General features: G+C 55.5%; 25 protein-coding genes. 12 read left to right on the forward strand and 13 right to left on the reverse strand.

All coding sequences use genetic code 11. The features are described from left to right. Positions 1-43 precede the first annotated feature (43 nt). A complete protein-coding gene (locus ABGA49_RS14665; RefSeq protein ID WP_061493431.1) occupies positions 44-904 on the forward strand; it encodes an aldo/keto reductase family oxidoreductase in 861 nt (286 codons plus the stop codon). A gap of 188 nt (positions 905-1,092) precedes the next feature. Further along, a complete protein-coding gene (locus tag ABGA49_RS14670; RefSeq protein WP_347665734.1) occupies positions 1,093-1,479 on the forward strand; it encodes a putative T6SS immunity periplasmic lipoprotein in 387 nt (128 codons plus the stop codon). A gap of 55 nt (positions 1,480-1,534) precedes the next feature. Here the strand turns inward: ABGA49_RS14670 and ABGA49_RS14675 are convergent, their stop codons facing one another. Both ABGA49_RS14675 and ABGA49_RS14680 read right to left on the reverse strand, forming a co-directional pair. Next, positions 1,535-2,539, reverse strand: a complete 1,005-nt coding sequence (locus ABGA49_RS14675) for a LacI family DNA-binding transcriptional regulator (protein WP_061493433.1) — start codon at positions 2,537-2,539, stop codon at positions 1,535-1,537. 24 nt (positions 2,540-2,563) lie between these two features. Further along, the gene (locus ABGA49_RS14680) at positions 2,564-4,423 is read right to left on the reverse strand and encodes a beta-glucoside-specific PTS transporter subunit IIABC (protein WP_088237845.1); all 1,860 of its coding nucleotides are present in this window, start codon (positions 4,421-4,423) and stop codon (positions 2,564-2,566) included. A 224-nt stretch (positions 4,424-4,647) separates the two neighbouring features. On the opposite strand from ABGA49_RS14680, the gene ABGA49_RS14685 reads away from it, so the two are divergent. From ABGA49_RS14685 to ABGA49_RS14705, 5 genes are all read left to right on the forward strand, one after another. Further along, a complete protein-coding gene (locus ABGA49_RS14685) occupies positions 4,648-4,971 on the forward strand; it encodes an antibiotic biosynthesis monooxygenase (RefSeq protein ID WP_061493435.1) in 324 nt (107 codons plus the stop codon). After that, complete coding sequence (locus ABGA49_RS14690; protein ID WP_347665735.1) at positions 4,964-5,356, forward strand: amino acid-binding protein; 393 nt, start codon at positions 4,964-4,966, stop codon at positions 5,354-5,356. Before ABGA49_RS14685 ends, ABGA49_RS14690 begins: the two co-directional genes overlap by 8 nt. Then, positions 5,353-6,060: a winged helix-turn-helix domain-containing protein gene (locus ABGA49_RS14695; protein ID WP_347665736.1), complete on the forward strand. Its 708-nt coding sequence runs from the start codon at positions 5,353-5,355 to the stop codon at positions 6,058-6,060. Before ABGA49_RS14690 ends, ABGA49_RS14695 begins: the two co-directional genes overlap by 4 nt. Positions 6,061-6,346: 286 nt before the next feature. Then, a complete protein-coding gene (locus ABGA49_RS14700) occupies positions 6,347-6,622 on the forward strand; it encodes a hypothetical protein (RefSeq protein ID WP_347665737.1) in 276 nt (91 codons plus the stop codon). A 171-nt stretch (positions 6,623-6,793) separates the two neighbouring features. Beyond that, positions 6,794-7,342, forward strand: coding sequence for a hypothetical protein (locus ABGA49_RS14705; protein ID WP_347665738.1), 549 nt, complete (start codon positions 6,794-6,796; stop codon positions 7,340-7,342). 51 nt (positions 7,343-7,393) lie between these two features. On the opposite strand, the gene ABGA49_RS14710 is transcribed toward ABGA49_RS14705, so the two are convergent. Beyond that, positions 7,394-8,818 (reverse strand): 6-phospho-beta-glucosidase, encoded by a 1,425-nt coding sequence (locus ABGA49_RS14710; RefSeq protein WP_347665739.1) that lies wholly within the window; start codon positions 8,816-8,818, stop codon positions 7,394-7,396. A gap of 20 nt (positions 8,819-8,838) precedes the next feature. After that, the gene (gene ascF, locus ABGA49_RS14715) at positions 8,839-10,281 is read right to left on the reverse strand and encodes a PTS cellobiose/arbutin/salicin transporter subunit IIBC (RefSeq protein ID WP_061493441.1); all 1,443 of its coding nucleotides are present in this window, start codon (positions 10,279-10,281) and stop codon (positions 8,839-8,841) included. Between the two features lie 262 nt (positions 10,282-10,543). Between ascF and ABGA49_RS14720 the strand changes: the two genes are divergently transcribed. From ABGA49_RS14720 to hypF, 4 genes are all read left to right on the forward strand, one after another. Then, complete coding sequence (locus ABGA49_RS14720; protein ID WP_061493442.1) at positions 10,544-11,557, forward strand: LacI family DNA-binding transcriptional regulator; 1,014 nt, start codon at positions 10,544-10,546, stop codon at positions 11,555-11,557. Positions 11,558-11,701: 144 nt separating this feature from the next. Beyond that, a complete protein-coding gene (hydN, locus tag ABGA49_RS14725) occupies positions 11,702-12,247 on the forward strand; it encodes an electron transport protein HydN (protein WP_061493443.1) in 546 nt (181 codons plus the stop codon). A 36-nt stretch (positions 12,248-12,283) separates the two neighbouring features. Continuing rightward, complete coding sequence (gene fdhF / locus ABGA49_RS14730) at positions 12,284-14,434, forward strand: formate dehydrogenase subunit alpha (protein WP_061493444.1); 2,151 nt, start codon at positions 12,284-12,286, stop codon at positions 14,432-14,434. Positions 14,435-14,438: 4 nt separating this feature from the next. Beyond that, entirely contained in the window at positions 14,439-16,712 is a 2,274-nt protein-coding gene (hypF, locus tag ABGA49_RS14735) for a carbamoyltransferase HypF (RefSeq protein ID WP_347665740.1), read from the forward strand. Here hypF and norW read toward each other — a convergent pair. Together norW and norV are read right to left on the reverse strand one after the other, a co-directional pair. Continuing rightward, the gene (norW, locus tag ABGA49_RS14740) at positions 16,657-17,790 is read right to left on the reverse strand and encodes an NADH:flavorubredoxin reductase NorW (RefSeq protein ID WP_347665741.1); all 1,134 of its coding nucleotides are present in this window, start codon (positions 17,788-17,790) and stop codon (positions 16,657-16,659) included. The two genes, hypF and norW, sit on opposite strands and share 56 nt — an antisense overlap. Next, complete coding sequence (gene norV / locus ABGA49_RS14745; protein ID WP_088236619.1) at positions 17,787-19,238, reverse strand: anaerobic nitric oxide reductase flavorubredoxin; 1,452 nt, start codon at positions 19,236-19,238, stop codon at positions 17,787-17,789. Before norV ends, norW begins: the two co-directional genes overlap by 4 nt. Positions 19,239-19,420: 182 nt before the next feature. On the opposite strand from norV, the gene norR reads away from it, so the two are divergent. Continuing rightward, positions 19,421-20,935: a nitric oxide reductase transcriptional regulator NorR gene (gene norR, locus ABGA49_RS14750; RefSeq protein WP_134318781.1), complete on the forward strand. Its 1,515-nt coding sequence runs from the start codon at positions 19,421-19,423 to the stop codon at positions 20,933-20,935. Here norR and gutQ read toward each other — a convergent pair. The 7 genes from gutQ to srlA form a co-directional block, all read right to left on the reverse strand. Then, positions 20,932-21,897: an arabinose-5-phosphate isomerase GutQ gene (gutQ, locus tag ABGA49_RS14755; RefSeq protein WP_347665742.1), complete on the reverse strand. Its 966-nt coding sequence runs from the start codon at positions 21,895-21,897 to the stop codon at positions 20,932-20,934. The genes norR and gutQ overlap by 4 nt on opposite strands. Then, on the reverse strand, positions 21,890-22,663 hold the full coding sequence (locus ABGA49_RS14760; RefSeq protein WP_088236622.1) for a DNA-binding transcriptional repressor: 774 nt from the start codon (positions 22,661-22,663) through the stop codon (positions 21,890-21,892). Before ABGA49_RS14760 ends, gutQ begins: the two co-directional genes overlap by 8 nt. A 70-nt stretch (positions 22,664-22,733) precedes the next feature. Next, entirely contained in the window at positions 22,734-23,090 is a 357-nt protein-coding gene (gene gutM / locus ABGA49_RS14765) for a transcriptional regulator GutM (protein WP_061493451.1), read from the reverse strand. A 78-nt stretch (positions 23,091-23,168) separates the two neighbouring features. Further along, positions 23,169-23,948, reverse strand: coding sequence for a sorbitol-6-phosphate dehydrogenase (srlD, locus tag ABGA49_RS14770; protein WP_061493452.1), 780 nt, complete (start codon positions 23,946-23,948; stop codon positions 23,169-23,171). 17 nt (positions 23,949-23,965) lie between these two features. Continuing rightward, on the reverse strand, positions 23,966-24,328 hold the full coding sequence (gene srlB, locus ABGA49_RS14775; RefSeq protein ID WP_061493453.1) for a PTS glucitol/sorbitol transporter subunit IIA: 363 nt from the start codon (positions 24,326-24,328) through the stop codon (positions 23,966-23,968). A gap of 10 nt (positions 24,329-24,338) precedes the next feature. Continuing rightward, positions 24,339-25,316 (reverse strand): PTS glucitol/sorbitol transporter subunit IIB, encoded by a 978-nt coding sequence (locus ABGA49_RS14780; RefSeq protein ID WP_088236623.1) that lies wholly within the window; start codon positions 25,314-25,316, stop codon positions 24,339-24,341. Further along, positions 25,313-25,873, reverse strand: a complete 561-nt coding sequence (gene srlA / locus ABGA49_RS14785) for a PTS glucitol/sorbitol transporter subunit IIC (protein WP_061493455.1) — start codon at positions 25,871-25,873, stop codon at positions 25,313-25,315. The genes ABGA49_RS14780 and srlA overlap by 4 nt, the downstream gene beginning before the upstream one ends. Between the last annotated feature and the right edge of the window lie 116 nt (positions 25,874-25,989).

Consider the following 25,989-nt stretch of genomic DNA (forward strand, 5'->3'; position numbering starts at 1 on the left):
AATGCTCCTACAATCTGTTTACTTTATGCACAGGAGGTATTCCATGTCTCAACCCACACTTACTTATCGTCTTGGCGATCGTCAGGTTGGTCGCCTGGGTTACGGCGCAATGCAGCTTGCTGGTCCTGGCGTGTTTGGCCCGCCAGCCGATGAAGCGAAAGCGCTTCAGGTGTTGCGTGATGTGATTGCCGCCGGCGTTCGCCATATCGACACCAGCGATTTTTATGGCCCCCACGTTACCAACAAATTGATTAAGCAGGCGCTGCATCCCTACCCGGATGATCTCTGTATCGTCACCAAAGTCGGTGCTCGCCGCGATGATAAAGCCAACTGGCTACCCGCGTTCAGTGCGGAAGAGCTGACCCGTGCCGTCGAGGACAATCTGCGTAATCTCGGTCTGGAGGTGATAGAGGTCGTGAATCTGCGCTCGATGTTCGGTGTTCATGGCCCGGAAGAGGGTTCGCTGGAAGCGCCGCTGGAAACCTTGATCTCGCTGAAAGAGCGTGGCCTGATCCGCCATATCGGCCTGAGCAATGTGACGGCGAAACAGGTGGCGGATGCGCAGAAGATGACCCCTGTTGCCTGCGTGCAAAACCTTTATAACGTGGCAAACCGGGCGGACGATGCGTTGATCGATTCCCTTAACGAGCAGGGCATTGCGTTTGTGCCATTCTTCCCGCTGGGCGGTTTTACGCCATTGCAGGCCGGTGAGTTGAATGAAGTGGCGCAATCCCTTGGCGCAACGCCGATGCAGATCGCGCTGGCGTGGCTGCTGCAGCGTTCACCGAATATTCTGCTGATCCCCGGTACGTCCTCGCCGCAGCATTTACAGGAAAACCTGGCGAGCGCGAAGATAACGCTGCCGCCAGAAGCGCTGGAAAAACTGAACGGTATCGGCGCATAGCGGAAGAATAGTTGGTTTATCGCTGCAAGATAGCGAGAGAAACGTCAGGTGTGTTTTTGGTAAAAACGAACGGAGAATGCCTCAGTGCATTCTCCGTTCGTATGAAAGGAGGGGACTTTTTTAGCAGGGCAGCGAATGATTATTCTCGACTTGAGAACGCAACGAAAAAAGGGTTACGGGAAGGGCTGATGGAGAAGAAAAGCATTCTGCTGGCAACGCTCTTTTTACTCGCTGGATGCCCGGGTTCCGGAGACAGGATGGTGCCGCGTACTGCGACCACGGTAGTCATTAACAACAATGCCGTCTGTGCTTTGTCAATAATGAAACCGGGAGAAAAAATGACAGGGGCGGTTATCTACAGTAAGGACCACGATCCGATATTCACGCGGTTTTATCATCATCCCCTCTATATAGAGGAGGGTGCATGCCTGCCGTTATTTGACGCTACCTTCAACGCCGGGACACGCTACTCCATCACATGGGAGGTGAGTTCCGCCGAAAAAGGGCTACACCTTATCACTGCGGATTTCACTCTTGCCGCTGGGGCTCAAGGGAATATCTCTTTGGCTCAATAAAAAAACAGACTTTACGGCTGAGGTATCCTGAAATCTTTCGCGATACCTCAGCAGCTTACCGGGCCTTTTTAGCACTCGCCACCGACTCCCGGCAAACCAGTTCGCCCTGATGGGCATTAAGGGTTTGCGCGTCCGGTTGCAGCAGCATCCCGACGGCATTGCGGATCATTTCATCCATGGGCACATGAATCGTGGTTAACGAGGGGTTGTAGTACTGACCAATGACCGAATCGTCAAACCCCGCCAGAGAAACATCCTGCGGTAGCCGTAATCCGGCCTCCTGACAGGCTTTCGCCACGCCAATCGCCATATCATCATTCGCCGCCAGGATGCAGGTAAACGGCACGTTGCGTGCCAGCAACTGCTGCGCCGCCTGATATCCACTGTCGATACTCCAACTACCACGCACGTGCAGTTGCGGATCAGGTTCAATGCCTGCCTTGCGCAAGGCATGACAGTAACCCGCGAAACGGCTTTCGCCCGTCGGCGATCCCTCCGAACCCGCCACAAAGGCAATACGCCTGTGACCTTGCGCCAGCAGATGCGCCATCATTGTTTCACAATTTTGTTGATGATCGACAAAGACACACTGGCTGCGATGGCGGGGAAGTTCGCGGTTGATCACCACGATCGGCGTCGTGTTGTGATCGATAATCTCATCGAGCTCATCCACAGAAAGGTACTTGGGGTAGATCATGATGCCTTCGCAACGTAACGACAGCAGCAGGTTAATGGCATCGCGCTCTTCCTGCGCACTGTGCTTGCCGTCCGCCAGCACCAGTTGACGGCTAAAGCTCTCGCTGCTGGTTGCGGCGTGGTAAATCATGCTGGCGAAGAACGGGCCGTTATACAGCCCGTTGGTGATCACCAGTCCTATTGAGTTAGTCTTATTATTGGCAAGGTTACGGGCCAACTGATTCGGTCGATAGCCAGTATCGGCAATCGCCTGAAAAATACGGGCTTTCACTTCCTCTCGCACAAAGACTTTACCGTTCAGCGCCCGCGATACTGTCGCTTTTGATACGCCAGCCAGTCTGGCGACATCCAGTATCGTTACCATAATTCAACCTCACTCTTGTTATGATTAGCCCAGCGACATCAGCGGCTCCCCCACGGTGACCGTACCCTGTGACTGATGGCGGGTCAGGGTGAATTCATCGCTGTTCACCACCAGCACCGGGGTTGTCAGGTCGTAGCCTTCCTGCTCAATGCGCTGTTTGTCGAATTCCAGCAGCGTGTCGCCCGCTGCAACTCTGTCGCCTTCTTTTACCCGCGGGGTAAAATGCCGTCCTTGCAAATTAACGGTATTGAGCCCGACATGGATCAGTAATTCCGCACCATTATCACATATCAGTCCCACGGCGTGATGAGAGTCGATCAATGTTGCGACCTGTGCATCACACGGGGCCACCACTTTACCTTCGTGCGGAATAATGGCAATGCCGTCGCCCAGCGCTTTGCCGGCAAAGGCTTCATCCGCCACACTTTCCAGCGCAATCACTTCACCTTTGATCGGGCTAAGCATCTGCATGGCGCCAACTTTCAGCACCGGGGTTTTTTCGTCTGGCGTCGTCTCTTCGATCGGATCGTCAAAGCCAACGAATTGCACCATCACAATGGTCAGCACAATGGCGGTTCCTGCGCCTGCCAGCTCGCCAATAAACGACATTGGTGCATCGGGGCTGATGGCATTCACCAGCGTAAACAGGCCCGGCAGCGCGGCATAGGCGTAATAGAGGCTACCAAACAGACTGGCCACCACCGCACCGATCGCGCCGCCAATGCAGCCGCAGATAAACGGTTTTTTAAAGCGCAGGGTCACGCCGTAAATGGCCGGTTCAGTAATACCAAAAATGGCGGTGACGCCCGCAGACAGGGAGGTGGCTTTCAGTTGCGTATTGCGGCTTTTGATAAATACGCCAAAGACTGCTGCCATCTGGCCGATCACCGCAATGGTTTGATAGGCCTGGAAGGAGTCATAGCCCTGGGTGTCGAAGTTGGCCATGATCACCGGGGTAATCCCCCAGTGCACACCGAAAATGACGATCACCTGCCAGACACCGCCGATAATCGCCGCCGCCAGCGCAGGAGCCGCATGGAACAGGGTGTTATAGCCGTGCGCGACGCCCAGCGCCGCCCAACTGGTGATGGGGCCAATCACGATAAGCGTGAGCGGGACAATCACCACAAAACAGAGTAGCGGTGTGAATAAGGGGCTGATGACCTCTGGCAGCCACTTTTCAACACGGCGTTCAAACCAGGAGAGCGCCCAGACGAGGAATAATGGTGGCAGGACCGACGAGGTGTAGACCGTTTCCGCCAACGGGAAGAAGAGAAATTTCACTTCGTTGCCGGCGGCGATCTTCCCGGCCATAGCGGTCCATTCCGGGTTAATCAGCGCGCAGCAGCAGAGCACGGCGATAAACGGGTTACATTTAAAATGGCGTGCAGCGGTGATGGCGATAAAGACCGGCAGGAAGGCAAACGGCGTCCACGACATAAAATTGAGTATCGCGAAGGTACCGGAAGTTTTGATCTCTGCATCGGCCAGACCCAGCAGGATCAGCAGGCCCTGTAAGATCCCCGCCGCAGCCAGAATATAGACGATCGGCGCGAACACGGCGGACATGGTGGCGATCACCGCATCCAGCCAGCGTGTTTTGGGCTGCTGCGCGCCGTGTTCATTCTCTTTCACCATACCTGACAGGGCGTTAAACACATCGGCGACATGCGTTCCTATCACCACCTGGAACTGACCGCCGCTTTCCACGACCGCTATGACGCCGGGCAGGCTCTGGATGTGGGTTTTCGCGGTGGCGGGAGTATGGTTGAGCACCAGGCGCAGACGTGTGGCGCAGCGGGAGAAGGTGCTGATGTTCTCTTCGCCACCCACCTCCCGGAGGATATCACTCGCTAACTTATTGTAATCCCTGATAACGGCCATGTTTATTTACCTTTTATTATCGGAAACTGAGTAGGTGTAACTGGGTGAAACCGGTTTCATGCTAACCTGGTCATTACTCCATGCAACCGGTTTCATGGGATTCTGCGAGCTAAATCACTTCCCGATGGGGTCCGGCAACACCAGCAACCACATTTCGTTGCTGAGCGAAGCATTTCTTTGAAGGCTGCGTAAACTGGCGGCAAATACACAGAAGGAGTGAGCCGATGATTGCTGTACTGTTTGAAGCCGATGTCGCCGCAGAAGGGCAGGAGCGCTATTTGCAACTGGCCGCGGAGTTAAAGCCGCTACTGGTGGAAATCGACGGTTTTATCGCTATTGAACGGTTTCAAAGCCTGACCACCACAGGCAAGATTTTGTCGCTGTCGTGGTGGCGTGATGAAGCTGCAGTACTGGCCTGGAAACAAAATGTGCTGCACCAGGCCGCGCAGGCGGAGGGGCAGCGCGCAATTTTCTCGTTTTACCGTATCCGTGTGGCCCAGGTGCTGCGTGACTATTCATCGGAAAGCAGGAAACCAGGCCATGTATGATATTCACGTTATGCTTAACAATGCGCCCGGTGGGCTGGCGATGCTGGGTGAAACACTTGGCAAAAATGGCGTAGGCCTGGAAGGTGGCGGCGTATTCACCGTCGGTCGTGAAAGTCATGCGCACTTTCTGGTCGTGGAGGGGGAACGTGCCCGCCAGGTGCTGGCAGCTGCAGGCTTTATGGTGCTGCAGGTGACGCAGCCGGTGATCCGCAAGCTAAAGCAGGAACGTCCCGGTGAGTTAGGCGCGATAGCCCGCACGATCGCGAAAAATGGCATCAATGTTCTCGTGCAGTACAGTGATCATGCTAACCGCCTGATCCTGCTGACGGATAACGACACCCTGACCCGTGAGGTCACGCAGCCCTGGAGTACAGAGGCACAATGAGTTTACCCGGTTTACAGCATTCACATGAGAGCGGCACAGCGCTGGAAAAGGCGCTGGCCGGTATTGCCAGCGCGATGTCCGACCCTTCGCGGGCGCGTATGCTCTGCGCGCTGATGGACGGGCGGGCTTGGACTGCAACCGAGCTGAGTTCGGTCGCGGATATTTCCGCATCTACCGCCAGCGCGCATCTGAACCGGTTGTTGAGCCATGGCCTGCTGGTCTGCGTTTCGCAGGGGCGACACCGCTACTACCGCCTGGCGGGGAGCGATGTCGCCGGGTTACTGGAAAATATGATGGGGGTGTCAATGCGCGGAGGGCGTGCGCTGGCGACCCGCACTCCGGTTGAACTGCGTCGCGCACGCACCTGCTACGATCACCTTGCCGGTGAAATCGCCGTCGACATTTATGAGTTTATGCAGCGCGAAGGCTGGGTAACGGACGAGGGCAGTGCCGTGACGGAACCGGGCAAACGCAAACTGGAAGCCCTGGGCGTAACGCTCGACCCGCGTACCCGGCGCAAACCCTGCTGCGCTTGCCTGGACTGGAGCGAGCGTCGTTTCCACCTTGGCGGCGATGCTGGCGCATCGTTGTTGATTGCCTTCGAACATAAAGGCTGGTTACGCAGAACGCCTGGCTACCGTGAAGTCACCGTGACAGACGAAGGCAAAAGCGCCCTCTTCAGAGTGTTTGGGGTCGGAGCCTGAAAGCACTTTCGTGGTTATTGATTAAGCATTCGCGCTTGAGTATATAGCCTTAAGGCTATACGGCCCCTTCACAGGGCCCCCGCTATAAGGGAGCGATAATGTGGCACGTTATAACGATTGCGCGTAAAGCCTGGCTGATTGTTCATGATCTGTCGTAATTGGGAGACATAAGCGAACCAGTTTAAAATACAGAGATGTCATTTTGACATCAGGAAAGGGCTGTATCAGGATAGAATCACGATGTGTTTTTATATAGAACATCACTCAGCCTTGATAAGGATATATTGTGGCAATTAAAAACTTTTATTTCTCGCAGATCGCTGACCTACGTATAGAAGGTGTCGGTATCCATGCTAGCTATTCCGTTAATTTAACCGTAACAGATGAAAATACACCCGGTGGTAAAAACGTTTCTGTCGCGGCCACTGGGAAAAGTAATGCGGCAAAAGCAGCTGGCAGCGGGAATCTTTTATTTTGGTGCAAAGTAAAAAATACGGTTGATAGTAAACTATATGTTTTAGAACGAAAAAAAAGGAGAGTATTGGGCGGTTGGCTTGGATGATGTTCCTATTGGGTCTGTATCTTTTTTTATGCCTAATTCAGTCCACAACAGCCCCTCCCTGGAGATAGAAGCCGGTTATTTTTATGACTCTGGCTACACGGGGACTGTTCCCCCGATACCCGGAAGTTTCAAACGTGTTATAAACCTGACACCTTTTCAAGGATAGAAGCCATGCGTTATCAAAGCATTGTCATGCTGTTTATATTGTCCATCTTTAGCGTTAGTGTTGCGGCGGGCGGCTATGCGGATAAGCCAACAGCACAGGCTTCTGAATTGTCGAAGAAATATGTCATGGCTGATGAAAGCGCTAAGCCATCGGTGCTTCAGGATTTTGACCATTTGGCTCGGGATAACCCGGACAATGTGAATGTCATCCGCAGCTATACCAGCATACTTTCATCTCGAGGAGAGTATGAAAAAGCGATTTCCTTGCTGGAGCCGGTCAATAAAGCGAGAAACAACCCCTCTCTGCTATTACAAGAATGCATGCTTAAGGACAGGATTAATGATGGCGATGCCGCTTGTTATAAACATGTCATCAGCCTGTCTGAACGTTCAGGTAGTGAAAATATGGACTATTTGATGGCGCTCTTTTTTACTGATGACGGCAGATTTGAGGCAGAGAAGAAAAAATTAGCAGCAAGCAATCCGTCATTGAGTCGCGATTTTGTCATCTTCGATCAGGATAAGCGGCAATTGCTACTGTCTCTGTATCCGTAAAGCCAATGCTTACCCGACCTGAAAATACGGCAGGCCGGGTAAGTCCCGAGCTTAGTCGAGATCTGCGCCGTTGCTGGCGATCACTTTTTTATACCACCAGAAGGATTTTTTGCGGCTGCGCGCCAGCGAGCCGTGACCGGCATCGTCGCGATCGACATAAACAAAACCATAGCGTTTGCTCATTTCGCCAGTAGAGGCAGACACCAAATCAATGCAGCCCCAGGTGGTGTAACCCATCACCGGGATGCCGTCTTCAATGGCGTCGCCCATTGCACGGATGTGTTCACGCAGATAACTGATGCGGTAATCATCTTCAATCTCTCCGCGGTCATTGAACTCATCTTTCGCACCAAGCCCGTTTTCCACCAGGAACAGCGGTTTCTGGTAGCGGTCATACATCATGTTCATGGTGATGCGCAGCCCCAGCGGATCGATGCCCCAGCCCCATTCGCTCACTTCAATATGCGGATTGCGCAGTGACTTGACGATGTTCGCCGCGCTGGTGTTATTGGCGTTCATGTCCGCCGATGCGCAGCGCGAGGCGTAGTAGCTGAAAGAGACGAAATCGACGGTGTTTTTCAGGATCTCGTCATCACCTTGCTCTTTATGAATGGTGACGCCTTTTTCGCGGAACACGCGCGCCGCATAAGCCGGGTAAGCGCCACGGGCCTGAACGTCGATAAAGAACAGATTTTCGCGATCTTTTTCCAGCGCCATCCACACGTCGGCCGGTTTGCAGGAGTAGGGGTAGAAGTTACCTCCCGCCAGCATGCAACCCAACTGGTTTTGCGGGTTCACTTCATGGGCAATTTTCGTCGCCAGCGCGCTGGCAATCAGCTCATGGTGTGCGGCCTGGTATTTTACCTGGTCCTGATTTTCACCCTCTTCAAACACCAGCCCCGCACCAGAGAAGGGGCTGTGCAGCATGATGTTGATCTCGTTGAAGGTCAGCCAGTATTTCACCAGTCCATCAAACGCCTCGAAACAGGTGCGGGCATAACGGGTGAAGAACTCTACCATTTTACGGTTACGCCAGGAGCCATACTCCACCACCAGATGCATCGGTACATCAAAATGGCAGAGAGTGACCAGCGGTTCGATGTTGTACTTTTTGCACTCCTCAAACACCGCACGGTAGAAGGCAATGCCCTCCGGATTCGGTGTCAATTCATCACCGTCCGGGTAGAGACGGCTCCAGGCAATCGAGGTGCGAAACACCGTAAAGCCCATTTCCGCCATCAGTGCGATATCTTCTTTGTAGCGATGATAGAAATCGATCGCCTCGTGGCTCGGGTAATATTCGTCATCACGCAGTGCAAAGCGTTTTTCCTGACCGAGTTTTACCGGCAGGCGGTTAGCGCCGTGCGGGATCATATCGACGGTGGTTAACCCCTTACCGCCTTCCCGGAAGCCCCCTTCCGACTGGTTGGCGGCAAGCGCGCCGCCCCATAAGAATCCTTGCGGAAATACTGACATGCCTTACCTCGTTTCGTTAATCAGGCGCGTGCTTCTTTAACAGTAACCGGCTGCGCCGTCTGCGGTGTAGTTGTGGTTTCCACCGGAATATCTTCAAACCCGAGCAGTAGCGTCAGCACGAACGACAGCACCACCGCCAGCGCCATCACGCCAAACACCCAGACGATAGATATCGGGTTAGCCGGGTCGAAGAACTGTACGCTGGTAAACAACCCGGGTGCCGCCATGGAATGGCTGGCCAGCCCGGCAATACCTGCGACTGCACCGCAAATAAAGCCACTGATTAAGCTGGCGATCAGCGGGCGTTTCAGGCGCACCGCCACACCATACAGTGCCGGTTCAGAGATACCCGCCAGAATAGCGGAGGCGGCTGCCGCCATTGCGGTCTGGCGCAGTTCCGGGTTTTTCGTTTTCCATGCCACCGCTAAAGATGAACCACCCAGAGACAGGTTAGCGCCGATTTCAGACGGCATTACCATGCCTTCTTTGCCGGTTTCGGCGATGGTTTGAATAATGGTCGGCGTAAACACGCGGTGCATGCCTGTCATCACCAGCAGTGGCCACAGTGCGCCCATAATGGCGACGGAGAGCCAGCCGAGGTAGCCGTGAATGGTATAGACCAGCGCGGAAATCGCGCTACCGATCCAGATGCCAAGCGGGCCAATTAACACAATGGCCAGTGGAGCGGCAATCAGCACAATCAGCATCGGTTTTAAGAAGTTTTTCGTCACCGCAGGCGTAATACGATCGACCCAGCGTTCGATATACGACAGACACCAGGTCATCACCAGCGCCGGGATCACCGTGTAGGTGTATTTCACGGCCGTCACCGGAATCAGCGCGAATTCAACATGCTCGCCCTGTGCGGCTTTTGCCATCAGGTCGATAAAGCTTGGATGCACCAGTACACCGGCAATCGCGATCGCCAGCGACATATTGGTTTTGAATTTGATGGCGGCGGACGCGGCGACCATCAGCGGCAGGAAGAAGAACGCGCCATCACCGATGACTGTCAAAATGGTCAGGGTGGAGGAGCCTTTCGGCAGTGCGCCGGACATTTCCAGCACCATCGCCAGCAGTTTCACCATCGAACCACCGATGATTGCCGGGATCAGTGGCGACATGGTGCCGATCAGCGCATCAAGAATGCCTGCGCCAATACGTTTAAGCGTCAGCTTCTGGGGAGAGTGCGTCTCTACCGGCTGCATATCCTGTGGCAACAAAGCCGTCACTTCCCGGAAAGCCTGAGACACGGTGTTGCCAATAATCACCTGACACTGGTTATCGTTGCGTACCACGCCCATCACGCCGCTGGTGTTTTTCAGCGTTTCACCGTCGATATGCGATGCGTCTTTGACCACAAAGCGCAGGCGCGTCATGCAGTGGGTTACGGCGGCGATATTCTCGACACCGCCCAGCGCGTTCACCACAGAGTGGGCCAGCGCCGCATAGTTCTTTGCCATCGGATTTTTATCCTGTTTTATCAATGAGGTACATTTTCATAGTGCGCTCTGGCGGCCATGAAACGCGAAATAGGTAACCGGTTCCACAAAATCATGATGAGTTTATTTGAGTCAGACAAGATCTAAATTTAACCACTTTCAAAAATCGTGATTACGATCACTATGAAGCGTTTCGCAGAAGTACCGTCTGCGGGTGTTAAGTGTTCCCATCATCCCGATGGCTGAAGTACACTTCGGCTCACGAGGTTTGTTGGGGAAAAAGATGGCGACAATGCTGGAAGTGGCAAAGCGGGCGGGTGTATCAAAAGCCACTGTGTCCCGTGTGCTGACAGGCAAGGGTTATGTGGGCGAAGAGACGAAGGCGCGCGTATTTCAGGCCATTGCGGAAAGCGGATATCGCCCGAATTTACTGGCCCGCAGCCTGGCAAGCAATAAAACCCAGACGCTGGGGTTGGTGGTCACCAACACCCTCTATCACGGCGTTTATTTTAGCGAACTGTTGTCTCATGCGGCGCGCATGACCGAAGACAAAGGGCGTCAGTTACTGCTGGCGGACGGTAAACACAGTGCGGAAGAAGAGCGGCAGGCGATTCAGTATTTACTCGACTTACGTTGCGACGCGATCATTATTTATCCGCGTTTTCTCAGTGTCGATGAGCTGGATGAGATAATTCAAAACCATTCGCAGCCTATTATGGTGCTTAATCGACGTTTGCGTAAAAACAGCAGTCACTGTGTTTATTCCGATCAAAAAGCGTCAAGCCAGAGCGCGGTATTACAATTAATCGCACAAGGACACCGGGAGATTGCGTTTATTACCGGCTCACTGGATTCTCCTACCGGTATTGAACGGTTATCCGGTTATAAAGATGCGCTGACTCAGCAGCATATTCCTGTACGTAATGAATTGATTGTGGAAGGGAAATGGACGCCGCTCAGCGGAGCAATGGGCGTACGAGAATTATTATCCCGCGGGGTAAGTTTTAGTGCGCTGGTGGCGAGCAATGATGATATGGCGATTGGCGCGATTAAACAGTTGCACGACAGCAAAATAGCTGTGCCGCAGCAGGTTTCGATTATTGGTTTTGATGATATCGCGATGGCGCCTTTTACCGTGCCGGCATTATCCAGCGTTAAAATTCCGGTGACCGAAATGGTGAAAGAGACGATTGATCGTCTGATCTTTATGCTTGATGGCGGCGATTTTAACTATCAACAAACGTTTCCTGGCGAATTAATGTTACGCGACTCACTGAGTGCCGGTCCCTACGCCTGATCTCGTCATCTGTCATCGTCACTTCTGTCGATGACAGATTCCTGCCGCTTCTCACTTCTTAAAAACCCATATATTACAGCGTCTTAAATATTGGCACGGTTTATGAATACTTCGGCGGGATAAGGCATATTGCTGGAGGAAACAATGAACCGATTTATCATGGCAGACGCTGCGAAATGCATTGGCTGCCGCACCTGTGAAGTGGCCTGCGTGGTTTCTCATCAGGAAAACCGGGACTGTGCGGCGCTCACCCCTGAGACATTTTTACCGCGCATTCACGTCATTAAAGGCGTCAACGTGTCGACGGCGGCTATCTGTCGTCAGTGCGAAGATGCCCCCTGTGCCAATGTCTGTCCGAATGGCGCAATCAGCCGCGATGAAGGTTTTGTGCATGTCATGCAGGAACGCTGCATTGGTTGCAAAACATGCGTGGTGGCGTGCCCGTATGGCGCAATGGAAGTGGTCGTGCGTCCGATTGTGCGCAACAGCGGCGCAGGTCTTAACGTGCATGCGGAAAAGGCCGAAGCCAACAAATGCGATTTGTGTCACCACAGTGAAACCGGTCCGGCCTGTATTCAGGCGTGCCCGACCAAGGCGCTGGTGTGTGTCGACCGCAACTTACTGGAACAGATGAGCGCGGAAAAACGCCGTCGCGCAGCGCTGGATGGCGCTGTGTCGCTGATGTTTTAACGCCTCTCACTTTCACTTTTAACAGGTCTGTTACTGATGAAAAAAATCACAAGTGTATGCCCATACTGCGGCGCGGGCTGCAAACTGAAACTGGTGGTGGACGGCGGGAAAATTATCCGTGCGGAAGCGGCCGACGGCAAAACCAACCAAAATGAACTCTGCCTGAAAGGGTATTACGGCTGGGACTTCCTTAACGATACCAAACTGCTGACTCCACGCCTGACGCAGCCGATGATCCGCTATGAACGCGGTGGCAAGTTTACCCCTGTTTCCTGGGAAGAAGCGATTCGCTACACCGCGCGCCGTCTGAGTGAAATCAAAGCGAAATATGGCCCGCGTTCGATTATGACCACCGGGTCGTCTCGCGGCACCGGGAATGAAACCAACTACGTGATGCAGAAATTTGCCCGTGGCGTCATCAACACCAATAACGTTGACTGCTGCGCGCGCGTTTGCCACGGTCCTTCCGTCGCCGGGTTGCAGGAAACCCTCGGTAACGGCGCAATGAGTAACTCCATCGGTGATATTGAAAACTCCCGCTGCCTGCTGGTGTTTGGTTATAACTGCGCTGACTCACACCCGATTGTGGCGCGCCGGGTGATCAAAGCCCGCCAGAAAGGGGCAAAAATCATCGTCTGCGATCCGCGTCGTATTGAAACCGCGCGTATTGCCGATCAGCACCTGCAACTGAAAAACGGCTGCAATATGGCGCTGGTCAATGCGTTTGGCTATGTGCTGCTGGAAGAAGAACTCTACGACAAAGATTATGTCGCCAGCTTTACCACCGGGCTGGATGAATACCGTGAAACGGTAAAAGACTACGCGCCGGAAGCGGTGGAACACCTGACAGGCGTACCAGCGAAACAGGTTCGCCAGGCAATGCGTACCTATGCCGCTGCACCATCTGCCACCATCATGTGGGGCATGGGGGTAACCCAGTTCGGCCAGGCGGTGGATGTGGTGAAAGGCCTTTCCAGCCTGGCACTCCTCACTGGCAACCTGGGGCGTGAACATGTAGGCGTGGGGCCGGTGCGTGGGCAGAATAACGTGCAGGGCGCGTGCGACATGGGCGTGATCCCGAATCAGTTCCCGGGTTACCAGAACGTGGTGGATGCCGATGTGCGGGCAAAATTCGCCAAAGCCTGGGGCATCGATGTGGCCGCCATGGACGATAAAGTCGGGGTGCGCATTACTGAGGTGCCGCATCTTGCGCTGGAAGGGAAGGTGAAAGCCTATTACATCATGGGTGAAGATCCGCTACAGACCGAAGCCGACCTTGGGCTGGTGCGTAAAGGGTTTGAAGCACTTGAGTTTGTGGTGGTGCAGGACATTTTTATGACCAAAACTGCCGAACAGGCGGATGTGCTGCTGCCCGCCACCTCCTGGGGTGAGCATGGTGGCGTCTTTACCTGTGCCGACCGTGGTTTCCAGCGTTTTGAAAAAGCCATTGAGCCGAAGTACAACGTCAAACGCGACTGGGAAATCATCAGCCTGATTGCCACGGAAATGGGCTACCCGATGCACTACGACAATAACCAGCAGATCTGGGATGAGCTGCGTGAACTCTGCCCACTGTTCTACGGTGTTACTTACGAAAAAATGGGTGACATGGGGCACGTACAATGGCCTTGTCCGACGCTTGATCATCCGGGTACGCCGTACCTGTATCAGAACAACAAGTTCGATACGCCTGACGGCAAAGGTCATCTGTTTGCGGCGCCATGGCGCGCACCGGCGGAACGTCCGGATGCCGACTTCCCACTGGTGTTGTGCACCGTGCGCGAAGTGGGTCACTACTCTTGCCGTTCAATGACCGGTAACTGCGCGGCGTTACAAACGCTCGCGGATGAGCCTGGCTTTGTGCAGATTAACCCTGCCGATGCGGAGGCACTGGGTATCAAAGACAAGCAACTGGTGTGGGTGGAGTCCCGCCGTGGCAAAGTCATAACCCGCGCGGATGTGAATGAGCGTATCAACCATGGCAGTGTCTATATGACCTACCAGTGGTGGATTGGGGCCTGTAACGAACTGACGCAGGATAATTTGGATCCGATTTCGAAAACGCCGGAAACCAAATATTGCGCAGTACGGGTGAGTGCGATCAACGATCAGCGCTGGGCAGAGGAGTACACTCAGAGCACTTACCAACAGATGAAGACTCGCCTGCTGAATGCGGCGATGCAATGATGACATGACCAACAGCAACGGTGTCTGCTTACGCGTTTACGGAAAAGTTCAGGGGGTGGGTTTTCGCCCCTTTGTCTGGCAACTGGCGCAGCAGCTCGGGCTGAAAGGCGATGTCTGTAATGATGCGCAGGGTGTGGAAGTTCGTCTGCTTGGTGATGCGGACCAATTTCTCACCCTGTTGCAGCAACAATGCCCGCCGCTGGCACGTATTGATCGTGTGATTAGCACGGCATATCTCTGGCAACCCCTGCCGAATGATTTCACCATCCGCCACAGTGCCGGGGGGGCCATGAACACGCAGATTGTACCGGATGCGGCAACCTGCCCTGCCTGTCTGGCGGAAATGAACGATCCCGCTGAGCGGCGCTACCGTTATCCGTTTATCAACTGTACCCACTGTGGGCCACGTTTCACCATTATTCACGCCATGCCTTACGACCGTCCCTTTACGGTGATGTCGGCGTTTCCCTTGTGCCCGGCCTGTGAGTCGGAGTACCGCAACCCGTTGGACAGGCGCTTTCACGCCCAGCCGGTCGCCTGCCCGGATTGCGGCCCGCAGCTTGAGTGGTGCAGCGGTGCACAGCAGGCTGAAGGCGAGGCGGCGTTGCAGGCGGCAGTGGCCCTCCTGCACAGCGGCGGTATTGTGGCGGTGAAAGGCGTGGGCGGGTTTCATCTGGCTTGTGATGCCACTAACCTGGCGGCGGTGCAGTTACTGCGTGCGCGCAAGCACCGTCCGGCAAAACCGCTGGCGGTCATGTTGCCGGGCACACGTGGTTTAACGGCGCAAGCCGTGACGTTACTCTCCACACCCGCCGCGCCGATTGTGCTGGTGGATAAAGCTGGCGTCAGCGGGTTATGCGAGGCGATTGCGCCCGGCCTTGATGAAGTTGGGGTGATGTTACCCGCCAACCCACTGCAACATTTGCTGGCGCAGGCGTTACAGCGCCCGCTGGTGATGACTTCCGGTAATCTCAGCGGCAGACCTCCGGCGATAACCAATGCGCAGGCGCTGGACGATCTGGCGGAGATCGCCGACGGCTTTTTACTGCATAACCGCGATATTGTGCAGCGGATGGATGATTCGGTGATGCGGGCGAATGGCGAAATGCTGCGCCGTTCCCGCGGCTATGTGCCGGACGCCATACCGTTGCCGGACGGGTTTGACGCCATTCCGCCGCTGCTGTGTCTTGGCGCGGACATGAAAAACACCTTCTGCCTGTTGCGCGGCAACAGCGCTGTGCCTGGGCAACATTTTGGCGACCTGACGGATGAAGGCGTGGAAGCGCAGTGGCGTAGCGCGCTGCGCCTGATGCAGGCTATCTATGACTTTACCCCACGGCAAGTGGTGGTGGATGCGCACCCGGGTTACCGCACCAGTCAGTGGGCTGAGAGTTACGATTTACCGGTACAGACCGTTTTACATCACCACGCGCATGCAGCCGCCTGCCTGGCAGAACACGGCTGGCCGCTGGAAGGGGGGGATGTGATAGCGGTGACGCTGGACGGGATTGGCATGGGCGCGGGCGGTGCGCTGTGGGGCGGTGAATGCCTGCGGGTGAATTATCGCGAATGCGAGCACCTGGGCGGCTTACCTGCCGTGGCGCTGCCAGGCGGCGATCTGGCGGCGCAACAGCCGTGGCGAAATCTGCTGGCACAGATGCTGGCATTTGTTCCGGACTGGCAGCACTACCCGGAATGCGCCGTGCTGGAGCGGCAGAACTGGCCGCTGCTGGCGCGGGCAATTGAGCGCGGCATTAATGCGCCGCTGGCGTCCTCCTGCGGGCGGCTGTTCGATGCAGTGGCCTGTGCCCTGGGCTGTGCGCCGCTGCATCTGAGCTATGAAGGGGAGGCGGCCTGTCAGTTGGAAGCGCTGGCTGCAAGCAGTGGTGCAGTCACGCATCCGGTGACGTTACCGTTGCGTGGGCGGCAGCTTGATCTGGCTGTGTTCTGGCGGCAATGGCTGAACTGGAAAGCCAGCCCGGCGGCACGGGCGTGGGCATTTCATGATGCGCTGGCGCATGGTATCGCCGCATTGGCGCGCCTGCATGCGGTGTCGCACGGTATAGAGACGCTGGTTTTCAGCGGCGGTGTACTGCATAACCGCCTGCTGAAAAACCGCTTACGGGTTTATTTGCCGCAATTCACCTTGCTGTTTCCGCATCAGTTGCCTGCGGGGGATGGGGCGATTGCCTTCGGCCAGGGGCTGGTGGCGGCGGCCCGCCTTACGCGGACAGCGCCTTCAGCAGCGCGAACGCTTCTTTCATCCGATCTTCGCTGACCACAAAGGCGCGCAGTTTATCACCGGCATCCAGCCCTTTTGCCACCATGCCGTCGGCTTCGGTGGTGATATGCCAGCGCAGATCGCCCCGCGCCGTTTCCCCGGCCAGATGCAGGGGCATCATCGGCGTTTTCACTTTCACCAGCATGGGCGGTAGCACCAGCTGTGTGCTGCTGCCGGTGAGGTTTTTCGCCAGCGTCATGGCGCTGAGCTGGATCGGTTGCAGGAACGGCAGTACCCGGCCATTGATCTCTGCGCAATCCCCGAGGGCGTAAATATGCGGATCGCTGGTTTGCAGTGCACCGTCTACCACGATGCCACGGCCTGTCGCGATGCCCGCCGAGCGTGCCAGCGCGGTGTGCGGCGACAGGCCGGTGGCGGCAACGACTACATCGACCTCCAGATAGCGATCGTCATCAAGCTGCGCGCGTACGCCGCCACCGCTCTGTTCAAGGGACAATAAGCGGGATTTCAACAGCAGGCGTACGCCCATGGCGGTCAGGCAGTGTTGCAAACGTCCGCTGACTTCCGGCGGCATCAGAGACGGGAGAATGCTGCTGGCGTTATCCAGCACGGTGACGCTTTTCCCCGCGCGTTGAAAATCCATCGCCAGTTCGCAGCCAATCAGCCCTGCGCCAACGATTAATACGCGCTTTGCATCGCGCAATGATGTTTCACCGTCGCGGTACTCCTGCTGGCTGTTCAGGGTCAGCATCATGTCGCTACCCGGCAGCGGGGGCACGAATGCCGCCGCCCCGGTCGCCAGCACCAGCTTGTCGTATTGCCACTGTTTATCCGCGCTTTTCACCACTTGCGCCTGTGCATCAATGGCACTCACGCGAGTTTGCGGGAACATACGTAAATGGTACTGTTCGGCAAACTCCCCCGCCGACTGGCGGGTGAGATCGTCGGCGCGCTGGGCGAGACTGATGACATGGCTAAGATCCGGTTTGTTGTACTCCTCCATCCCATCGGCGGCAATGAGCGTTAGCGGGACGGCGCTGTCCAGTTTACGGATGTTTTTCACCAGCGTCCGGGCAGCAAAGCCCGAACCGATAATGACAATACCTGTGCTCATTTTGCCTCCGATGCCAGTTCGTCAAATACCTCTTTACCTAATGAACATTCCGGGCAGAGGAACGTGTCCGGCACATCGCGCCACGGCGTACCCGGCGCAACATCCTGTAGCGGTTCGCCTTGTTGCGGATCGTAGATCCACTGACAGACGCTGCACTGCATGCGTGGGCCGAGTTCGGCAGCCGCTGCGGCGGCGCAAGCACAGGCCTGTTGTGCGCTGGCGGGCGGCGGATTCACGGCTTCCGGCAGCGGCGACAGCGCCCACTGGCGGGCAATATCGCGACCATGCTGGCGGCACACTTCCAGTGCGTCCAGATCCGGTCGCCATTTTGCTTTCAGGCTGACGGACATTTCAAAACCGGCGTCCTGCAAACGGGTGGAGAGACGGTCTACCGCACCACCACTCCAGCCATGGGAGCCAAAGGCGCTGGCGCGTTTATTGCGAAAACGCAGGCCGGTTATCTCTTCCACCAGTCCGGCAATTTTCGGCATCATCACGTTGTTCATGGTCGAGGTGCCAACCAGCACGCCTTTGGAACGGAAAACGTTGGTCAGAATGTCGTTTTTATCGCTGCGGGCAACGTTGAAAATTTTCACGGCGACACGCGGATCGACTTCGTTAATCCCCTGGGCAATCGCATCTGCCATCATGCGGGTGTTGTTGGACATGGTGTCGTAGAAAATCGTAATGCGATCTTCCTGGTAGTCCGCCGCCCATTTCAGATACAGCTCGACAATTTGCGTCGGGTTATCGCGCCACACCACGCCATGCGAGGTGGCGATCATGTCTACCGGCAGGTTGAAACCGAGGATTTCAGTAATTTTCGGCGTTACCAGACGGCTGAATGGCGTGAGGATATTGGCGTAGTAACGCTGGCATTGTTCAAACAGTTCTGTTTGATCCACTTCATCGTTGAACAGACGTTCGTCGCAGTAATGCTGACCAAACGCGTCATTACTGAACAGCACTGCGTCGCCAGTCATGTAGGTCATCATGCTGTCTGGCCAGTGCAGCATGGGCGTTTCAACGAAGATAAGCTGTTTGCCGTTACCGATATCCAGCGAGTCGCCCGTTTTCACCACATTGAAATTCCACTCCGGGTGGTGGTGGTGGCCGTTAATGGAGTCGATGGCGTTGCCAGTGCAGTAAATCGGTGTATCCGGGATGTAGGACATCAGTTCTGTCAGCGCACCCGCATGATCTTCTTCCGCGTGGTTAATGACGATGTAATCGATCTTCTGCAGATCGATTTCACTGCGCAGGTTCTGCACAAACTCCCGGCTGAACTTATGATCGACGGTATCAATCAGTACGTTTTTGCCTTCGCGGATGAGATAACTGTTGTAGCTGCTGCCGCGCAGTGTTTTGTATTCCGTACCGTGAAAATCGCGCACTTCCCAGTCACGTTGCCCGACCCAGTGAATGTTGTTCTTTACATGAATAGCCATATCAAATGTCCTGTACTGTTTTCTTGAAAGCGATGCAGGACATATATCAATTAGCGTGCCACTTTTTATTTCATTGATTTTTATCTTCTTTATTTTTATTGCTAAAAAATGATGGTCATAATGACTATGATAAAAATGGTCAATATGACACTATGCATTGTCAAAAAGACAGTGAGGTTAGCATGAGTTTTTCACTGAATGTGCTGGCGGGGATCGCCATTGAGCTGCAAAGCGGTATTGGTCACGCGGATCGTTTCCAGCGGTTAATCACCACCCTGCGGCAGGTGCTGGAGTGTGATGCGTCAGCATTGTTGCGTTACCAGGCGCGGCAGTTTATCCCGCTTGCTATTGACGGGCTGGCGCAGGATGTACTGGGGCGGCGTTTTACGCTGGAAGGGCATCCGCGGCTGGAGGCCATTGCCCGCGCCGGAGACGTGGTGCGATTCCCGGCGGACAGTGATTTGCCTGATCCTTACGATGGGCTGATCCCCGGTCAGGAGAGTCTGAAGGTACATGCCTGCGTGGGCCTGCCGTTATTTGCCGGGCAGAACCTGATTGGTGCGCTGACGCTGGATGGTATGGCACCGGATCAGTTCGACACGTTCAGTGATGAAGAGTTGCGGCTGATTGCGGCGCTGGCGGCCGGGGCGCTGAACAATGCGCTGTTGATTGAGCAACTGGAGAGCCAGAATATGCTGCCGGGCGCGCCAGCCACTTTCGAGCAGGCGGCTAACAGCGAGATGATCGGGCTGTCGGCGGGGATCATGCAGTTAAAAAAAGAGATCGATATCGTGGCGGCCTCCGATCTCAATGTACTGATCAGCGGTGAAACCGGCACCGGTAAAGAGCTGGTGGCGAAAGCCATTCACGAAGGCTCGCCGCGTGCCGCCAGTCCGTTGATCTATCTGAACTGTGCTGCCTTGCCGGAAAGCGTGGCGGAAAGTGAGCTGTTTGGGCATGTGAAAGGGGCGTTTACCGGGGCTATCAGCAACCGTAGCGGTAAATTTGAGATGGCGGACAACGGTACGCTGTTTCTTGATGAGATTGGCGAGCTGTCGTTGTCGTTGCAGGCCAAACTGCTGCGTGTGTTGCAGTATGGCGATATTCAGCGGGTTGGCGACGATCGCAGTTTGCGCGTGGATGTGCGGGTACTGGCGGCGACTAACCGCGATCTGCGGGAAGAGGTGCTGGCCGGGCGTTTCCGCGCCGATCTGTTCCATCGGCTGAGCGTTTTTCCGCTCTCTGTGCCGCCGTTGCGCGAGCGCGGTGAGGATGTGGTCCTGCTGGCGGGGTATTTTTGCGAGCAGTGCCGCCTGCGGCTTGGGCTCGGGCGCGTGGTGCTAAGCCCTGGCGCACGGCATCATTTGTTGAGCTATCGCTGGCCGGGGAATGTGCGCGAACTGGAACATGCGATTCACCGGGCGATTGTGCTGGCGCGCGGGACGCAAAACCAGGCGGAAGTGGTGCTGGAAGCCCGTCATTTCGCGCTCAGTGATGAGCCTGTACAGCCGGAACCTCTGCCGGAGTCATTGCCGGTCGGGCAGAATTTGCGTGATGCGACCGATGATTTCCAGCGTGCATTGATCGCCCGCGCGCTGGAGGAGCATGGCGGCAACTGGGCAGCCAGCGCGCGTGGGCTGGAGATGGACGTCGCCAACCTGCACCGGCTGGCGAAACGCCTGGGTCTGAAAAATTAGAGAATGCCGGCCTGGTAGAAGTCCTGCAGGTTGATAGCTCCCACCAGCACACCGGTATCATCCACCACCGGCGCGGCGGCGATTTTGCGCTGCATCAGGCGCTCTTTGGCATCAACTGCCCGGCTGTCTGCGGTAAGCGTAATACCGCCGTGGGTCATCGCTTTGCTGACCCCGGTGCTCAGCGCGCCACCCGCCACCAGCCAGCGACGTAGATCGCCGTCGGTAAAGACCCCCTGCACCCGGTGTTGTGCATCGCATACCGCAACCAGGCCTAAACCGGTGCGGCTCAGTTCCAGCATTGCCTCCATCACGCTGGTGGTCATCTGTACGTGCGGCACCTGTTCATCTTTGCGCATTAAATGATGCACTTTGTTCAGCAGGCGGGCGCCAAGCGCGCCAGCGGGATGCGAACGGGCAAAGTCTTCTTCATCAAAACCTCGCGCCTGCATGACCGCCATCGCCAGTGCGTCCCCCATCATCAGGGTGGTGACGGTGCTGGAGGTAGGGGCCAGGTGCATCGGGCAGGCTTCCCGCTCAACGGAAATATCCAGCACGGCATCGGCGGCCAGCGCCAGCGGCGAGCGGGGTTTGCCGGTCATTGCCAGCAGCGCGACGGATTTTTCTTCCAGACGTGGCAGGATCAGCTCCAGCTCTTTTGCCGAGCCGGAATAGGAGATGAACAGCATAATGTCACGGCTTTCAACCATGCCGAGATCACCGTGCAGCGCTTCTGCCGGGTGCACGAAAAAAGCAGGCGTGCCGGTGCTGGCAAGCGTGGCGGCAATTTTTTTACCAATGTGCCCGGACTTGCCGATGCCGGAAACGATCACTTTGCCGTTGCAGTTCAGCACCGTTTCCGCAGCGCGGACAAAATCCTCGCCCAGCCTTTCTGGTAGTCGGCTGGCTTCCTGCAACTCCAGCAGCAGGGTTTGACGACCCGCGTTAATCAATGACTCACTCATGCTGTTCTCCGGCAATGATCACTTCGACCCCTTTCTCTTCCAGTGCGGCGCGGACGTCTGCCGGGATCCCGGCGTCGGTAATCAGTTTATCGACGCTCTCCAGGCTACAGACAACGTTGGGGCTTTTGCGGCCGAATTTAGAGGAGTCCGCCATCAGGATCACCTCGCGGGCAGCGTTGCACATGGCTTTGCTGACGGTGAAGACTTCATTGAAGGTGGTGACGCCGGCATTCAAATCAATACCGTCCGTGCCCATAAACAGTTTGTCGAAACTGAAATGCTCAAAGGCGTTTTCCGCCAGTTGACCGTGGAATGAGGCGGATTTTTTGCGGAAGGTACCGCCAGGCATGAGGATGGTTTGTTCGTTATCCAGCTCTGACAGCGCGTTTACAATGTGCAGGCTGTTGGTCATGACGGTGATGTTGTTGAAGTGGCTGAGCAGCGGCACCATTTGCAGCACGGTACTGCCCGCGTCAAGAATGATGGAATCGCCATCGTGGATGTAGGTGACGGCCGTTTCGGCAATCAGCCCCTTCTGTACGGTGTTGATCAGCGTTTTGTGATCGATAGGGGGATCGGCTTCGTCTTTATTAAGCACCACACCGCCATAGGTGCGGATCACGGCACCGGAATGCTCCAGCGCAACTAAATCCTTACGAATGGTCGTCCCTGTGGTGTCGAAGTGGTATGCCAGCTCTTCAACAGAACACTTTCCCTGCTTTTGCAGATGCTCAAGAATAGCCGCCTGACGCTGACGTGGTTTCATTGGCGCTGATTTCCTGCGTTACGTTGCGAAATGATAATTTCGCAAGCTAATAGCGTTCACAACGAAATTATCAATGTTTCATTTTAAGCGCTAATAATAGAGCATTCTGACAGCCAGGATCATGGGGAAAGATCACATCAGGCTCTAATTCCTCGCGTTTTAAGCCAATTAAACGGTCGATTTTCGCCGGACGCGCGAATACGGTGATGCCGCGCATCAACAGTGTGTCGCTGACGCGGTCCTGTTTATCAAAGGCCACCGCCAGTACCACACGGGGTTTAAAGCGCCCGCCCGAACGGCCAACGCCGACCCGCCCGCGCTGGCACAGTGCGTCGAACGCGTGATTGAACTGACGAATTTGCCAGCCGCCAAGGGCAAGCTGGCTTAACCAGGCAATAACGGCCAGGGTGATCAGGGCTGAAACCATCATGTTCTCCTTTATATCGGTGCCAGAGGGCGGTTAATGCCTTATCCGGCCTGTAATCAGGCCGGATAAGGGTAATCATCAGAACATCACCTGCCCGCCGGTAACGTTAATCGATTGGCCGGTGCAGTAAGAGGCTTTGGCGCTGGCGTAAAACATCAGCACATTCAGCACATCCTGATAGTCGCAACCGCGTTTCAACGGCACTTTATCCACATAGAACTGCTCCACCTCCTCGGCAGGAATGCCGAGTTTGCTGGCGTACTGTGGAATAAGTGACTGGAACATAGGAGATTTCAACAGGTTGCCCAGCATCAGCGCGTGCACAGTAATCCCGTACTCTGCCAGATCCAGCGCCAGTGATTGCGTTAGCCCGACGCCGCCGAATTTTGCCGCGCTATAGCCAGAGTTGTGTTTGCTGCCCACTTTGCCAGATTTTGAGTTGATCTGGATAATGCGGCCCTGGATGCCATCGCGGATCATCAGTCTGGCGAACTCGCGGGCGCACAGGAAGTAGCCCACCAGATTCACCTGTAATGAACGGTCGAAATCGCCCAGCGAGAAGTCGCTGATAAATGCCGCCTTGGCGATACCGGCGCTGTAGACCAGCAGATCCACACGACCAAAGATCTCATCCACACCGCGTGCCAGCGCCAGTACGCTCTGTTCGCTGGTGGCGTCGGCGCCAAATCCGTAGGCCATGCCTTCACCAAACTCGCTGTTGATCTCCTGGGCGACATTGGCCGCTTTATCACTCTGAATATCCACGACCGCGACGCGGTACCCTTCTGCGGCAAGCCCACGGCAGAGGAACGCCCCAAGGGTTTGTCCCCCGCCAATGACAACGGCAACCTGTTTCATATAGTTCTCCTTACGACTTAAGCGACAAATTTCAAAATGCAACCGGGGGCGATATCGTGCGGCGTTACGCCATCAACATGCACCGTTCCGGGGTATTCGGCCTGCGTCTGTCCATCGAAACGCAGGGTGATATGGCCCAGCTCACGCAGATTCTGCTCCGCCACATCGCCAACCGCCGTGACCGGATAATGCTGCTCGCCCAGCATGAATTCCGCGCCCGGACGCAGCACGCCAGACAACTCGCCGTGGTTGTGAATAAAGCAGAACTCCGCCACATCCGCAGGCGCACCTTCACGGAAGGTAATCAGCATGTTGTCGCTGAGCGCGTCGGCTGCGCAGTCGCCGATATGGGTAATGGTGGTCTGGTAAATCACCTTCATGGCACACCTCTTATTGATAAATGAAACCCGATACGAACCAGGCAATCAGCACCGTGGGCGCACCGGTTAAAAAGCGACTAACCAGTACGGAAGGAACGCCGACACGGACGGTGTCCTGGCGAGCTTCTGCCAGCGACAGACCTACCGGGATAAAGTCGCAAGCGGCCTGTGCGTTAATGGCGAACAGCGCGGGCAGGGCGAGATGCGGCGGAATGTTTCCCTGGCCGATTTGCACACCGATAAGCACGCCAATGACCTGTGCGATAACGGCCCCTGGGCCGAGGAACGGCGATAGCAGCGGGAAAGAACAGATGAGCGCCAGTGTTACCAGGCCGAGTGGATGGCTGGCGAGCGGCGCGAGACCGTGGGCGATCCAGTCGCCCAGACCGGACGCCATAATGATGCCGATCAGCGCCGAGACGAAGGCCATAAACGGCAGGATAGTTTTCAGTACGGTATCAATGGTGTCGCGCCCGGCCTGAAACAGAACGGCGACCGCTGAACCCATGCCCATCCCTACTTTGGCCAGCAAACCGTCGCTCTGCTCGGTGATCTTTTTACTGGTGTCATAGTCACGTTGCCGCGGCTGTTGCGGCTGCCGCGATGGCGTTGTGCTGGCGGCTTCTCCCTGTAGGAAGATATTTTCCTCTTTCACGCCAGAGACATAGATATCTTCCATGATGTACTGCGCCAGCGGACCCGATTTGCCGGTTGCGTGAATATTGACGGTCGGGATACGGCGTTTCGGATAGATACCGCAGCGCAGCGTTCCGCCACAGTCAATCACCGCAACACCGATCTCAGATTCCGGTGGCTCGCCCTCTTTAAAGCCGTCCACTGCTTGCCAGCCAGTCAGTTGCGCCAGTTTGTCGACAATGGCAGGGCGTGTGCCTGCGGTGATATAGACGATTTTCTTGTCGCTGCTGGCATCGAGATGCAACGGGCCGCCCCAGCCGCCAGCGCCTTTTTCAATAACGATACGACTCATGATGTAGCTCCAGCGAGTTGGACGTTTTGTTCAAGTTGGATACCCATTTTTTTCTCGAAAATGGCGGTCGTGAGATCCGTTATCCAGCCACGGAAGAAGTTGGTCACCAGACCCACCAACAGGTAACTCACTGCCAGCGGACCAAGCGGCAGGCCCAGCGTGGTCAGGCCGTTGGCGATGCCAAGGTAAACAAACAGTTCGCCGGGGTTGATATGCGGGAATAACCCGTTCATCGAGTGGCAGCTATACGATGCGGCGGCGTAATAGCTGGGTTTGTACTTCTCTGGCATAAACCGCCCGAGACTGAGCGTCATCGGGTTACAAAACACAAAGGTGCCAATACACGGTAAAAGCAGATAACGGGCAATCGGATTGCCCGCACAGCGTTGGGCAAATTTTTCGATACGGTGTTGGCCAATAAAGTTGATGAGTGCGTTCATGATCACCAACAGGCTTATCAGCAGCGGCAGAATACCGGTCACCATGCCGGTAAAGACCTCTCCGCCTTTCTGAAACAGCCCGATGAACCACTCGGCACCATGCGTAATGGTTTCCATTGTTCTCTCCTGTAGGGGTGTCGTTTTGTTGTTTAACCGTGCACTATCATAATCATTATGAAAGGTTGAAATGTGTTATTTAGATCTCGTTATGAAAGAAAAAATGATCATTGTGA

This window comes from Kosakonia sp. WA-90 (assembly GCF_039871955.1).
GTDB lineage: Bacteria > Pseudomonadota > Gammaproteobacteria > Enterobacterales > Enterobacteriaceae > Kosakonia > Kosakonia oryzendophytica.